This window comes from Streptomyces sp. NPDC086519 (assembly GCF_040686075.1).
Lineage (GTDB): Bacteria > Actinomycetota > Actinomycetes > Streptomycetales > Streptomycetaceae > Streptomyces > Streptomyces shenzhenensis.
In genome coordinates this window covers 60,977-73,158 of record NZ_JBFBJL010000008.1, presented here as the reverse complement: position 1 = coordinate 73,158, position 12,182 = coordinate 60,977, and the positions used below count along the sequence as shown (strand labels likewise).

Here is a 12,182-nt window from a genome sequence, read left to right as displayed (position 1 = left end):
AGCGCGAGGTCGTCGGTGCTGCCGAGCGGCGTCCGGGCCCGGTGCGATCCATGAGGAGGCGGCCGCTCACGTCCCCGGAGCCAGTACCAGGATGCGGAACGGGCCGGGCGGCACGGTCAGCCGCACGGCCGGGAGGGTGTCGTCTCCCGCGTACCGCCAGCCCCAGGATTGCATCGTTTCGACCGTCCTGCGGTCCCGGGCGTCCACCAGCGTGACGCCGAGCGCGGCGCCGTGGTCGGCGAGCAGCCGCCGCTGCAGGCGCCGGGCGAGGTTCCAGACCTGGTCCTTGTACTCACGGCGCACGCGTGGCGGCACCACGATTCCGGAGACGACGAAGAGCCCGCCGGAGGCGGCACGGCGAAGCAGACTCTCCCCGGCGTGTCCGCCGAACCCCGTCTCCCACGGACCCGCGCCGGCCGTGGGGAAGCCGTAGGCGTACCCGGCCAGGGCGGTGGTCTCCCCGATCAGCAGCGAGAACCCCGGTCGTCGTGCGTCGGCCGCGAGGTGGAGCAGGAAGGTGGCACGCGCCTGGTTCCACGCCCACGCGTCGCCACCGGAGGTCTCCGCGTACAGGTCACCCAACTCCTGAAGACGGTCCGCGACCTGACCACGGCTCAGCGGACGGACGCGTTCGGCCACCTCGGGCGAGGAGCGGCGCTCCGCGTTCGCCGAGTCCGGCAGGCGGGTGCGCGGCCTGCCCCGTGCGGGTCGGAGCACGGGGAGGGCCAAGGTCGTCGGGAGGAACACGTGCGCGGGCATGAGCAACCCTGCCCCGGGCGCGGGCGAAGGCCGACCCGGCGTCGTCGATCCCCGAGAACGGCACCGGTGTCGGAGGCGGTGCGCGGCATGTCCTCGGTCTCTCCACGGTACTCCCGGCCGGGCACGCCACGGCGGCCCGGCGGTCGCTGAGAACAGGGCGGGTGTGCGGGGTGACCAGGGCGGGAAGGCCGGCAGGGAGGTGACGGCGCCCGGGTCAGCCTTCCCCTTGGGCGCCGGCCGCGGCCGCCATGAGCGGTTCGGCAGCGTCCTCGGTGGTGTCCGGAGGCACGACCACAAGGTCCCAACGCCCTTGGCCGGGGGCGAGCAGGACGACGGTGGGCGGGGCGTTCGCCGCCAGGGCTCTGCGCAGTCGTACGACCTGGTTGGAGACGAGTATCCGGCCGGGCCCCGCGGACCACGCCCCGTTGACGGTGGCACTGGTGATATGGCCCCACTCGCGCGGCAACCCGGCCAGCAGCCGCGGGAGTTCCACGAGGAGGTCGTAGGAGCGCGGCCACCATGCCCCGTCGATGGACCGGGGCAGGTCGCTGCGGGGCGCCAGGCGCAGGCGCAGGACGGGGTGGGAGGGAAGCGGTGATTGCAGTGCGGTGCTCATGAGGCTGCTGCCAACTTCGGTGGATGGATGCGGGGTTGCCGTCAGGCGCGACGCGCGGCGCCCCTGCCCGGCAGCGCCGGGCGCTGGTGCGGCCGGGGTCACGGACTGCTCCTGGGAACGGGTGGTGTGCTGGTGACGACCTGTCGGACGGGCACGACGCACCCTCGTTCCGCCCACCGTACTCCCCGGGCCGGGGGAGGCCCGGCTTCCGCTGATCAGCGGCCCTCGGCCGGATGTACTCGGGCCGGCATCGCGTTGACACGTATCGTCGCCGGACGTTGACTGGCGGGACGGCTGAGGGCCGGGAAGGGCAGGGTCGACCGGGTCTCCGGAAGCCTGAAGCAGGCCGTCGAGAAGGCGAAGGGCGCCTTCAGGCGGTGCCCCCCATCGCAAACGGAAGCGGTACACACGACGATGTACGACCAGACACGCGCCCAGCAGCCCCCGGACCGGACCCCGGGCCCGGACGGACGCCGTACCGCGGGCCCGGAGCCGCTGCTCCCCCCGGAAGCACGGGACGAGATCGTGCGCCGCCTCGGACACGCCGTCAACACCTTCGCGGACACCCCGCGCGAGGCGCTGGAGGAGGCCGAGGGCGCCTTCGACGAAGCCGCCGCCCAGCTGGCGAACGCCCTTTCGGAGATGCGGCGGGTGCTCCGGGCCGGCTGGCAGGACCGGGACCCCGAGACGGACTCCGCCGAACTGCGGGGGGCGTTGCGGCAGTACCGGGAGCTCACCCAGCGGCTGCTGCGCGCGTAGGAGGCGGGCCCCCGGGAAACGGGGGCCCGCACCGCGTCTTTCCCGGCGACGGCGAGAGACGAGGCTGCGGCCGGAGGCGCTGCCCCGGTACCGCGCGGCTCTCCGGCCCGGTACCGCGCGGCTCTCCGGCCCGGCACCGCGCGGCTCTCCGGCCCGGCACCGGGTCCGTTCGCCTCGCTCGTACCAAGGCCCAGGCGGAACCGAACCGAAGTCGGCTGAACGGGCTCAGCCGGCACCGGCCTCCGGCGCTGGGAACCGTGTCCTCGCGATCGCCAGCAGTTCGGTGGCGTTGTTGCTGCCGTCGACCGGAGCGGGTGTGTTCATCAGCCAGGCGGCGGTGTCGGCCTCCGTTGCGGGAGGAATGACGAGCAAGGTGCGAAACCCCTTGCGATAGGAGCAGAGCAAGATCTCGTTCTGCTCGTGACCGGACACGAACCACCCCACGGTCACGAAGTTCCTGCCCACGACGACCTGGTGCGGGACGTCAGGCCACAGCTCGATCCCCAGAGTGACCCTGGTGAAGCCGCCTGCCCCGTCCATCGCCTCCACCAGAAGAGGCAGTTCACCGACGAGGTCGTAGGAGTACGGCCACCAGGCGCCGTCGAGTCCGCCCGGAACGGCTTCGTAAGGCGCCAGCGAAAGCCGGACCTGCGGTGGGGGCGAGGGGTGCGTCGCCGTGGTCGCGCAATGATCGGCAGTCGGTTCCATGACAGTGAACCTGCCTCCAGGCGCGGTCTCACCGGCCTGGCATTGTCGTTCACCGAGAACGGCGCCGGCACGGCCACCGGCGCACGCAGAACCCTCGGTGATTTCAGCCTACTCCCCACGTGACCCGCCACCGCCCGGCTCGCACGGCACAACCGCACACGCTGGAACGTCCCTGGTCAGGGCCTGCGAGTGCCCGACCGGCCCGGCTCCGTGCGGTTACCGGGGGCGGGCAGCCTGTCACGGGCCGAACCACTGTCCGGCCCACTGTCCGGACCACTGCGTGACCGTGGCACGCACGGGCGGTCGTCCCCGGCATACCCTTCAGAAAAGGGGGTCGCCGGGTGACCCGGACGGGCCCGCGTGGCGACCCGCCGCAGCCGCCCGCGCACCGCCTCCCGGTGCACAGGGCGGCGATGCCTCCGCGTCTGCCCCGTCGCCCGCCAGGAGATCCGTATGGATGACGCCCCCTCGCCCTCCGAGAGCCAAGCCGAGGTACGCATCGTCGCGGCGACGCCGGAGGCCGCCCGGCGGGTGGCCGAGGTCCTCCGCCACTGCTTCGCCTCGACCGAGCAGCGCAGCTATCCCGCCGGAGAGGGCGGGGGCACCCGGCTCCATCTCACCCTCGACACCGCCCACACCGCGGAACCCGCACGGTCGTGGCTCACGGCCAGCGAGTCGACGGGGCAGGCGTCGGCCCACGCCGATGAGGTGTGATCCGGGGCTGGGGCCGTGCGGCCAGGAGGGCCCGTCGTCCCGGCCGTCCCCACGCGGCCGTCAACACCTCGGAGAACGACAGACATGACGAAACTCCGCGAACGCAAGAACAACCGGAAGGCGGTCCTGCGATCCCTGTACGGGGCTGTGGAGCACAACCGCACCGAGGTCAGCGGATCGGCGCTCCGCGCCGAGCTGGGCCTGCCCGACGAGGACCTCTCCGCCGCCTGCGGCTACCTGGCCGACGAGGGCCTGATCAGCGTGGAATGGACCTCGCACGGGACGCCGGCCGCCGTCTCGCTGACACACGAGGGCATCCGCCTGATGGAGGAACGGGAGGAGGAACGGGAAGAGCGAGAGGTGCAGGAGTAGCAGGAGCGGCGAGAGGAACAGGCGAGGCAGAAGGAGCAATCGGTACCGGACGTTCGACGGAGGGACATCGGGTCTGCCCGGAAGGAAATCTTTCGCAGCGGGGCCACATCTCCGTGCCCGCCGGAGGCAGGGCTGTGGCACGACGCGGACGCTGCGCCCGGAGGACCAGTCGGACGACGCCCTCCGCCTGAAGCGGGAAACGCGTCGGAAGCCGGACGTGGGCGATGCGAATACCTGGTTCCGCCGGAGTAGAAATACCGAATCCGGCGGGATGAGAATCAGCGCGCGGACGCAAAAATGTATGGCCGGTTCCTCCCGGACTGTGTTAGCGTGATAGCGGTTGCAGTTTTGGTTGCCATAGGTTTTTCCTTGCATAGCTTTCCGGATTTCTCCGGAGGGGTGATCATAGCGGCGACTCGGCCTCGCAAAGTGCGGGGTCCGGCACTGCCCCCCGAGGAGATTCAATATGGCATCTGGCACCGTGAAGTGGTTCAACGCGGAAAAGGGCTTCGGCTTCATCGAGCAGGACGGTGGCGGCGCTGACGTGTTCGCCCACTACTCGAACATCATCAGCAACGGCGGCTTCCGCGAGCTTCGGGAAGGCCAGAAGGTCAGCTTCGACGTCACGCAGGGCCAGAAGGGCCCGCAGGCCGAGAACATCGTCGCTGCCTGAGGTTGACGCGCATCGTCGCGAGCCAGTGGCTCGCGCAGCACATGGCTGGGGCCCGCGCTCTTGGGGTGCGGGCCCCAGCCATTGCGTTACCCGGGTGCTCGGACATTCCGATACCCGATTTCCGGGACCTTCGGGGAGTCCGGACCGACGCAGTCCCGGATTCGGCAACGAGAAGCCCGGATTTCCGCTTTTTCTTCGGCCCATTCTGTGATTCCTCGTACGGCTGCCCGCCGTCGGACGGAATTCCTCGATGCGCCGCATCGAGGAAGGTTCCTTCATGAACCGCACCCGTCGCACCGGCGGCAGTTCCGGTCACCACCGCGCGGACCGCGGTGCCACGCGCTCGGCAGGCTCCGCTCGCGCCGGCCGCTTCCGAGCGCAGGAGACGGGTCGGCCGGGTCCTGGTCCGGGGACGGGGACCGGGCGCGAAAGCGGCCAGGGCGCGCGCTCCGCCCCACGCCGGCAGGAGTTCGCCACGCCCATCACTCTGACCGAGCCGCTGCCCGCGGCCGAGACGTTCGCCGAACTGGACATGCCCGCACGGCTGCTGGATGCGCTCCGCGCCGAGGGCGTGGCCGTGCCGTTCCCGATCCAGGCGGCCACGCTGCCGAACGCGCTCGCGGGCCGGGACGTCCTGGGCCGGGGTCGTACCGGCTCGGGCAAGACCCTCGCCTTCGGCCTGCCGGTGCTGGCCCGCCTCGACGGGCGCCGCGCCGCGTCCCGGCAGCCGCTCGCCCTCGTGCTCGTCCCCACCCGGGAACTGGCCCAGCAGGTCACCGACGCGCTCACCCCCTACGCCCGTGCCCTGGGGCTGCGGCTCGCCACCGTGGTGGGCGGCATGTCGATCGGCCGTCAGGCGAGTGCCCTGCGCGGCGGCGCCGAGGTGGTCGTCGCGACACCCGGCCGCCTCAGGGACCTCGTCGAGCGGGGTGACTGCCGGCTGGACGGGGTCGCCGTCGCCGTCCTGGACGAGGCCGACCAGATGGCGGACATGGGCTTCCTGCCGCAGGTGACCACGCTGCTCGACCAAGTCCCTTCCGGTGGCCAGCGGTTGCTGTTCTCGGCCACCCTGGACGGTGACATCGACCTCCTGGTGCGCCGCTATCTGCACGACCCCGTGGTGCACTCGGTCGACCCGCCGGCGGGCGGCGTCACCACGATGGAGCACCATCTGCTGCACGTGCGGGACGGCGACAAGGACACCACCGCGACCGAGATCGCCGCCCGCGACGGACGCGTGATCATGTTCCTGGACACCAAGCACGCCGTGGACCGGCTGACCACGCATCTGCTGTCCGTCGGCGTGCACGCCTCGGCCCTGCACGGCGGGAGGTCCCAGGCACAGCGCACCCGGACCCTCGCCCGGTTCAAGGACGGTCAGGTCACCGTCCTGGTGGCCACCAACGTCGCGGCCCGCGGCATTCACGTCGACCACCTCGACCTCGTCGTGAACGTCGACCCGCCCGGCGACCACAAGGACTACCTGCACCGCGGCGGCCGTACCGCCCGTGCCGGCGAGTCCGGCACCGTCGTCACCCTCGTCCTGCCGCACCAGCGTCGGGCGGTGGACCGTCTGCTGGCCGACGCCGGCGTCACCGCGCGTACCGCACGGATCCGCCCCGGCGCACCCGAACTGCATGCCATCACCGGCGCACGCACGCCCTCCGGTGTGCCCGTCACCCTTCCCGCGCCGCCCGCCGCGCCCCGCGAGGGCAGGGGGTCCGCCGGCCGTGACCGCCGGGGCCGGGCCGCCGGACAGGGCGGGAACGGCCGGGCCGCAGCACGAACGCGGCGCTCCGCCCCCGGGTCCACCGCGTAGCCCGGCCACGGGCGACGCGCCGCCGCTCCCAGCACTCAGGCCGAGACGAGGCCTTCCTGCCCGCCCCAACGATGAGGAGAAGCCCTTGACGCCAATGACGACGATGAAGCCGATTCCGCTCCGAGCACACCGGTCCGGCCCGGCCGACGGCACCGGTCTGACCGCCCGCGACGCCATGCTGCACGCTCCCGGGCCGCAGGTCGACGACCACATGGCGGTCGACGTGGCCCTGTCCGTGCTCATCGGGGCTCGCGTCCCGCACCTGCTCCTCCAGGACGAGGACGGGCGGTGCGTGGGACTGGTCACGCGGTCCCAGCTCGCCGCGCACCGGGGCGGCTCGTGGTTCAGCGACCGGACCCGGCTGCGGGACATCCCGCTCGACCGCGGGCCGTTCACCGCGTCGACGGCCGCACTCGGCGACGCGGAATCCGCCATGCGGATACGGACACTGAACGTGTCCCCCGTGGTCGACGAGCACGGCTACGCCTTGGGCGTCCTCGCTCTCGCACCCTGACCGGCCCGTCCGGCCGCCCTCGCGCGTCCGGCCTCTCCGGAGTCGTACCCCGGCGTTCTCACTCATTCCCGCGGAGGCAGCCATGCGCTGTGTCATCGCTCGTTTCCCCTTCGACCTGCGCAAGAGCGAGGTCGAGCAGTCGATGGACGGCATCACCCCCGAACCCGTGACCGGCGTGTCCGTGACCATCGGCAGCCAGGTGTTCCCCGTGATGCAGGTCGGAGAGGTGATCACCAGGCAGAACCGACGGGACTTCACGTCCGTCGAGATGCGCCGGGCACTGACCCGGCTCGGCTTCACCTGCCACGGCGCGCCCCCGGTCGCGCCGCCCCGGGACGCGCGAGCCGACGAGGACGCGCTCGGCTGGTGACGATTTCCGGGGGCACGGCGATTCATGTGCCGTTCGCCGGTTGAAAAGCCGGGGACCTGGCACTCGGTCCGTGAGCGGGCCGGGCACGTGAACCCGCTCCCGTGGGGTCTGCCGGTTCGGCAGGGAGCCGCGAGCCGCACGAGAAGGGCATGGCCCGTTCAGCCTGGTTGCCGCCGTGAGGACGCCCGGCGGCAACCGGTGCGGCCCGACCGCCGCCCCCGGCGCTCCGGGTGGACACCGCCAGAACCACCCGACCGCACCCCGGAGGCGCAGGCTCGGGGGCTCCGTTTCGGCGCACCGATCGTCGGGATCACCGGCCGTGGATTGAAGGCGCCGGCCGCGAAGGCCTCGGCAGGGCGGTCTCCATCGGCGGGTACTTCGTGGTGCTCGGCATCGCCGAGTGGCTGATCGGAGCTGGGGACCGCCGCAGGTGCCCACCGCCGGAGCAAAGCCGAGGCGGCTCGCGCCCCGCACCGGGGCGGACGTGCCAAGGGTGGCCATGGCCCGGATTCGAACCGGGGTTTCCGCATCGGGGCGAACCCGAGTACGACGTCCTGGGCCGCTGAACGACACATGGCCAGGCGGATCGTACTGACTCAGAGACCGGCGAGCCCACGTCTTTTCAAGGGATGGCGTCTCCGGGCTCGGCTCTACTGCGACTCGCTCAGGCTCGCTCACACGCGAACAGGAGTGTCTCCTCGCTTGGACTGTCATGTCCGTGGCGTGCCTGTGATTGGCCGACTTCGGGGGTTCGAGGGGGAGTTGCTCCGCGCTTCGTCCGCCGCCCGTCCCCGATCTACGTGGCCGCCGACATCCTGCTCCGCGACGACCTGACCACCCTGCTCGCTCCCGGTCCGGCGAGGTCGGGGCCGTACCCGAATCCGCCGTCGGCGACGTCGACGTACGAGTGCCGCGGGAGAGGAGGCGACGGGAACCCTGCCCGCTTCCGCAACCCGCTTCGATGTTCGGGCGTCCACCTCCATGACGGACGGGCACCGATCACCCGGGAGATCACATGGCGCGGAAGGACCGGACGGCGGACGACGGGGCGGAGGAGAAGGACCGTGAGAAGTGGATGGCGCGTTTCCAGGTACGGCTGGCCATGCAGCCGGGCGTGGACCGGGCGGTCGTGCTCCAGGCGGTCAAGGAGGTGACGGCGCACTGCGCGGAGACGGGGGAGCAGCCACGGACCGCCTTCGGCGATCCGGACGCCTACGCCGTGCAGGCCGCCGAGCGGCTGGTGCCGGCGGACCGGGCCGCGCGTGAGCGCCGGCACAACGCCGTGGTGGACGCGCTCGACGCCGTGCGCAAGAGGGCCGGGGAGATCGCCGGTCTGTGACCGGCCGCGGCGGCTTCCGTCATGGCCCGGCGCGCGGTTTCTGACACGGCCCGTGTCCGCCGGGGCCGCTGGGCAGCTCAGGCGAGTACAGGAGTGCAGGAGTGCAGGAGTGCAGGAGTGCAGGAGTGCAGGAGCCGGGGAGGCCGGTCCTGCTTCGCGTGTCGTGGTGACGGACAGCGCGCCGTCCCGGTGACAACCATCCTGCTGCGCCCGGTCGGTCGGAGCCGTATGCCGGCCGACGCCGACGGCGGCAGCTGTCGTGCTTCGGCTCGGCGCCCTGCCAGCCGCGTTTCCGGTACTCGGGGCCTTGGCCACGGCCATGCGGTCGCGGTCGCGGAACCGGCGTGGGGAGAGAGTCCCGGCGTACGGCCGTGTCGCCACGGCGGCGGCTTCCGGTGACGTTCGTCCCGGGAGTGGCGAGTGGGGCGGGACGAGCGGATCGCTCGCTGTCCCGCCCCACTCGGCCGTACCCCTACTTGTCGGCCGGGGTGATCTCCCACGTGGTGTTGTCGCCGTGCTGCTGGGTCCAGAACAGCCGCCAGCCGTCGCGGAACAGGGTCGGCACCTTGGCGCCGAGGATGCCGTCCGTGCCCGGGTCGCCGTCGGAGACGTGGATGCCGGTGATCTCGTTGTCACCGTCGTTCTGGATGCCGCCGTTCACCGAGGACAGCATGTTGTCCAGGGTCGCCGAGGGGTCGCGGCCCTCGGCCAGGAAGCGCACCGGCTGCGCGCCGCGCGAGTAGTCGGTCGTCGTGGCGAAGACGTACCCGGAGTCGAAGGCGCCCCGCTGGGTGTGCACGGTGTCGCTGGCGTCCTCGACGAAGGCGACGTGCGTGCGGTCGAGGAAGGTGACGTTGTCGATGCCGGTGTGCGCCTTGTCGCCGGTGTAGAAGACGCTGAGCTTGCCGTCGTCGGAGCGCGGGTCGCTCTGGGTGAGCTTGTAGAGGGTGCCCCAGCCGCCGTAGCCGTCGTTGGCCGTGCTGGTGGTGTTGGTGTCCCCGGTGGCGTCGAAGTAGAACTCGCGGAAGTCCGTGCCGGGGCGGAACTGGCCGTTCTCCGGACGCTTGAACGGGGTCGCCTTGGCCGCCTTCGCCAGGGCGTTGGCGTCGAACGCCTTCCCGCTGGTGTCGGTCTTGGTGTCGTGGACGGTCACCCAGTGGGTGCTCAGGGCCGGACCGTAGTTGGTCAGGTCCTTCTCGTCGTCGGTGAACGCCCCGCCGGTGGGGTGCTCGCTGTCGACGCCCTGGTACGCGACGGGCGAGCCGCTGCGGCGGGAGATCACCTGCAGCGCCTGGAGCTTGCCGCCCTTGGTGAGGTCGTGCTTGTCGTAGGGGACCAGCCGGTAGATGAAGCTGTTGGGGAGCTTCGTCTTGTTGGCGACCGTGGCTCCGCCGGCGTCCTCGGCCATCCACAGGTTGCCGGCGGAGTCGTTCTGGATGCCCTCGTAGCCGGCCCGGCCGGTGACGAAGGAGATGTCCTGAACCTTCGAGTCGATGTCCGGGGTGGCCTGGAGCACCGCGCCCTCGGCCCCTTCCTCGGAGGTGAGCAGCAGCCGCTTGGCCCAGGGGTCCCAGGTGGAGCCGTCGATGGCGGGCAGGCTCGTGCCGTCGGTCTCCTTGGTGGCCAGCAGGGTCACCCGGTGGGCCTGGTCGGCGTCGAGGTTGACGCGGGTGATGTACCCGGCCTCACCGCCCTCGTGGCCCTGGAAGAGGAAGTGCTTGCCGTACCGGTACGACGGGTCGGCGCCGTGCAGGCCGGACATCCGCAGGTAGGTGTTCTTGTCGGGCTCGGTCTTGCTCGCCTCGATCTTCACGCCCGGGGCCTGCTTGACGGCGGGGTCGGGCAGCAGGGTGCCGTCGCCGAGGTAGCCGTAGTAGGGGACCTGGTCGGTCGGGTTCTCCAGCTTCAGGGAGCCCTGCGCGACGGGGTGCTCGGCGAGTCCGGGCGACAGGACGTTCGGAGCGGTCACGCCGCGGGCGTCGGTGACTGCCGGCACCGACGACCAGGCACCGACGCCGCCACTGGCGTCGGCGGCACCGGCGGACAGCGCGAGGCTGACCCCGACCGCACCCGTCGCCACCGATATTGCAACAACGCTGGCACGTCTCTTTTTGGCCATGTGCGAACACCTTCCAGATGAGCGAGGGCACACAGTCAAGACACAGCCGCCGTCACAGAATGGCTGGATCGGTGTCGGTCCGGTTGATGATCTGTGAACATTGCGCGGCCTTGCCCGGGAAGGAGAGGCCGCCCGGTCGAGGTCCACAACCACGGGTGGCCTTGTTCGTTGTCCCGTCCGATTCGATTGCGGGACGCAACCGCTCTCCAGGAGCTGGCACTCATGCGGCCGGTGCGTTTCTCTGCATCGGCGACGACCGGGACGCCTGGGATGTTCGCGGGCGCGCGGCAGAGCGCGGCGTCCCGTTCACGCCGAAGGCGAAGGGCTCGTGAGCTGTACGTACTCCTTCGACACGGAACCGGAGGTCACGGTCGCCGCGGGAGCCGACGGTACCGCGGACATCGACTGGACCCCGCCCTCGGACGGCTCCTACGGCCTCCAGGTCTACGCGACGACCCGCTCCGGCATCCAACTGGCCACGTACGACTACTCCTTCACCGTGGACTAAGTCCGCGAACCGATCGCTCGGCAGCCGTGCCCGGGCCCATCGCTGCCATCGGTGGGCCCGGGTGCGGGGTTTCCCGCGCCGGGGGGATCAACTCCAGGGCACGCCGAGGAGCGAGCGCCACGGGCCCTGGCCCGGTGTCACGGTCGGTACCGACGGCGCGGTGCCCGGCTGGGCGGCGGGCTGGTTCACCGTGCCCGGGGCCTGCGCGAGTCCGGTGGCCCACAGCTGGTCGACGCGCGAGCGCTCGGCGGCGCTCGGGTAGCGGTTGGTGCAGGACGGGCCGGCACCGCCGCCCGACATCAGCTCACTGCACGGCCCGCTGTAGTCGTCCGGCAGGCCCAGCACGTGCCCGGTCTCGTGGGCGACGACGCGGACCGCGTCGTACTGCCGGCTCTGGGTGTGGTCAAGGAAGATGTAGCCGCTTCCGTGGCCGTTGGTGGAGGCGTAGGACCCGCGCTGGTCGTTGCCCTCGTAGTAGGAGAAGTCGGCGCCGCTGGACGCCTCCTGGAGCTTGACGTGGGACTCGGAGCTGTTCCATATCGCGGCCGCGCTCGATATCTGCGAACGGAAGCTCGGGGCCCGGGAGGCGTTGTAGTAGACGGTCACCGCCTGCGCGTTCGGCTGGGCGGCGCGCTTCTCGGCGACCGACCTGAGCACAGCCTCGAAGAACGCCTTGTTGTTCGCGGCCTCCTCACCCGACCCGTCGTACCGCGCCACGGAGGTACCGGCGGAGGCGGACGGGGCGGCGGCCGTTTGGGCGCTCGCCGGCACCGCCGTGCCCAGCAGGCCGGAGGCCAGACCCAGGCCGAGAGCGAGAGCGAGGGCGAGAGGTCTCGCGGACGTTCGGGACGAGTTCATGTGGGGGGCTCTCATGTGGGGGGCTCCTACTCACTCGGTGACGCCGAGCGCCCG

Annotated in this window: 13 protein-coding genes, 1 tRNA gene and 1 pseudogene; 9 read left to right on the top strand and 6 right to left on the bottom strand. The window is 71.6% G+C overall.

Features of this window, described 5'->3' with window-relative positions; translation table 11 throughout:
- Positions 1-66: 66 nt before the first annotated feature.
- Both AB0P24_RS10445 and AB0P24_RS10440 read right to left on the bottom strand, forming a co-directional pair.
- Complete coding sequence (locus AB0P24_RS10445; RefSeq protein WP_365792241.1) at positions 67-717, bottom strand: hypothetical protein; 651 nt, start codon at positions 715-717, stop codon at positions 67-69.
- Positions 718-973: 256 nt separating this feature from the next.
- Complete coding sequence (locus AB0P24_RS10440) at positions 974-1,375, bottom strand: DUF5994 family protein (protein WP_365792239.1); 402 nt, start codon at positions 1,373-1,375, stop codon at positions 974-976.
- 414 nt (positions 1,376-1,789) lie between these two features.
- Between AB0P24_RS10440 and AB0P24_RS10435 the strand changes: the two genes are divergently transcribed.
- The gene (locus AB0P24_RS10435; RefSeq protein ID WP_365792237.1) at positions 1,790-2,134 is read left to right on the top strand and encodes a hypothetical protein; all 345 of its coding nucleotides are present in this window, start codon (positions 1,790-1,792) and stop codon (positions 2,132-2,134) included.
- A gap of 225 nt (positions 2,135-2,359) precedes the next feature.
- On the opposite strand, the gene AB0P24_RS10430 is transcribed toward AB0P24_RS10435, so the two are convergent.
- Positions 2,360-2,842 (bottom strand): DUF5994 family protein, encoded by a 483-nt coding sequence (locus AB0P24_RS10430; RefSeq protein WP_365792235.1) that lies wholly within the window; start codon positions 2,840-2,842, stop codon positions 2,360-2,362.
- Between the two features lie 453 nt (positions 2,843-3,295).
- Between AB0P24_RS10430 and AB0P24_RS10425 the strand changes: the two genes are divergently transcribed.
- From AB0P24_RS10425 to AB0P24_RS10400, 6 genes are all read left to right on the top strand, one after another.
- Positions 3,296-3,556 carry a hypothetical protein gene (locus AB0P24_RS10425; protein WP_365792233.1) on the top strand — a complete coding sequence of 87 codons (261 nt, stop codon included), beginning with the start codon at positions 3,296-3,298 and terminating at the stop codon, positions 3,554-3,556.
- 84 nt (positions 3,557-3,640) lie between these two features.
- A complete protein-coding gene (locus AB0P24_RS10420) occupies positions 3,641-3,928 on the top strand; it encodes a hypothetical protein (RefSeq protein ID WP_365792231.1) in 288 nt (95 codons plus the stop codon).
- 466 nt (positions 3,929-4,394) lie between these two features.
- Positions 4,395-4,601 (top strand): cold-shock protein, encoded by a 207-nt coding sequence (locus tag AB0P24_RS10415; RefSeq protein WP_181807290.1) that lies wholly within the window; start codon positions 4,395-4,397, stop codon positions 4,599-4,601.
- A gap of 277 nt (positions 4,602-4,878) precedes the next feature.
- Positions 4,879-6,420 (top strand): DEAD/DEAH box helicase, encoded by a 1,542-nt coding sequence (locus AB0P24_RS10410; RefSeq protein ID WP_365792229.1) that lies wholly within the window; start codon positions 4,879-4,881, stop codon positions 6,418-6,420.
- A gap of 94 nt (positions 6,421-6,514) precedes the next feature.
- Positions 6,515-6,934, top strand: coding sequence for a CBS domain-containing protein (locus tag AB0P24_RS10405; RefSeq protein ID WP_365792458.1), 420 nt, complete (start codon positions 6,515-6,517; stop codon positions 6,932-6,934).
- An 82-nt stretch (positions 6,935-7,016) separates the two neighbouring features.
- Entirely contained in the window at positions 7,017-7,304 is a 288-nt protein-coding gene (locus AB0P24_RS10400; RefSeq protein ID WP_365792227.1) for an SCO5918 family protein, read from the top strand.
- 494 nt (positions 7,305-7,798) lie between these two features.
- Here AB0P24_RS10400 and AB0P24_RS10395 read toward each other — a convergent pair.
- Positions 7,799-7,883: transfer RNA gene (locus AB0P24_RS10395), tRNA-OTHER, on the bottom strand.
- Between the two features lie 436 nt (positions 7,884-8,319).
- On the opposite strand from AB0P24_RS10395, the gene AB0P24_RS10390 reads away from it, so the two are divergent.
- Complete coding sequence (locus AB0P24_RS10390; RefSeq protein ID WP_365792225.1) at positions 8,320-8,643, top strand: hypothetical protein; 324 nt, start codon at positions 8,320-8,322, stop codon at positions 8,641-8,643.
- Positions 8,644-9,115: 472 nt separating this feature from the next.
- On the opposite strand, the gene AB0P24_RS10385 is transcribed toward AB0P24_RS10390, so the two are convergent.
- Positions 9,116-10,762 carry a hypothetical protein gene (locus AB0P24_RS10385; protein ID WP_365792223.1) on the bottom strand — a complete coding sequence of 549 codons (1,647 nt, stop codon included), beginning with the start codon at positions 10,760-10,762 and terminating at the stop codon, positions 9,116-9,118.
- Positions 10,763-11,090: 328 nt separating this feature from the next.
- Here AB0P24_RS10385 and AB0P24_RS10380 point away from each other — a divergent pair, with 328 nt between their 5' ends.
- Entirely contained in the window at positions 11,091-11,270 is a 180-nt protein-coding gene (locus AB0P24_RS10380) for a hypothetical protein (protein ID WP_365792221.1), read from the top strand.
- A 198-nt stretch (positions 11,271-11,468) separates the two neighbouring features.
- Here AB0P24_RS10380 and snpA read toward each other — a convergent pair.
- A pseudogene (gene snpA, locus AB0P24_RS10375) lies at positions 11,469-12,143 on the bottom strand (snapalysin); the annotation flags it as partial.
- Positions 12,144-12,182 lie beyond the last annotated feature (39 nt).

Bases quoted from the DNA above. Each gene is read 5' to 3' on its own strand.
- AB0P24_RS10410 (WP_365792229.1), top strand. From the start codon at position 4,879: ATGAACCGCACCCGTCGCACCGGCGGCAGTTCCGGTCACCACCGCGCG.
- AB0P24_RS10400 (WP_365792227.1), top strand. From the start codon at position 7,017: ATGCGCTGTGTCATCGCTCGTTTCCCCTTCGACCTGCGCAAGAGCGAG.
- AB0P24_RS10415 (WP_181807290.1), top strand. From the start codon at position 4,395: ATGGCATCTGGCACCGTGAAGTGGTTCAACGCGGAAAAGGGCTTCGGC.
- AB0P24_RS10430 (WP_365792235.1), bottom strand. From the start codon at position 2,842: ATGGAACCGACTGCCGATCATTGCGCGACCACGGCGACGCACCCCTCG.
- AB0P24_RS10440 (WP_365792239.1), bottom strand. From the start codon at position 1,375: ATGAGCACCGCACTGCAATCACCGCTTCCCTCCCACCCCGTCCTGCGC.
- AB0P24_RS10390 (WP_365792225.1), top strand. From the start codon at position 8,320: ATGGCGCGGAAGGACCGGACGGCGGACGACGGGGCGGAGGAGAAGGAC.
- AB0P24_RS10420 (WP_365792231.1), top strand. From the start codon at position 3,641: ATGACGAAACTCCGCGAACGCAAGAACAACCGGAAGGCGGTCCTGCGA.
- AB0P24_RS10405 (WP_365792458.1), top strand. From the start codon at position 6,515: ATGACGACGATGAAGCCGATTCCGCTCCGAGCACACCGGTCCGGCCCG.
- AB0P24_RS10425 (WP_365792233.1), top strand. From the start codon at position 3,296: ATGGATGACGCCCCCTCGCCCTCCGAGAGCCAAGCCGAGGTACGCATC.
- AB0P24_RS10385 (WP_365792223.1), bottom strand. From the start codon at position 10,762: ATGGCCAAAAAGAGACGTGCCAGCGTTGTTGCAATATCGGTGGCGACG.
- AB0P24_RS10435 (WP_365792237.1), top strand. From the start codon at position 1,790: ATGTACGACCAGACACGCGCCCAGCAGCCCCCGGACCGGACCCCGGGC.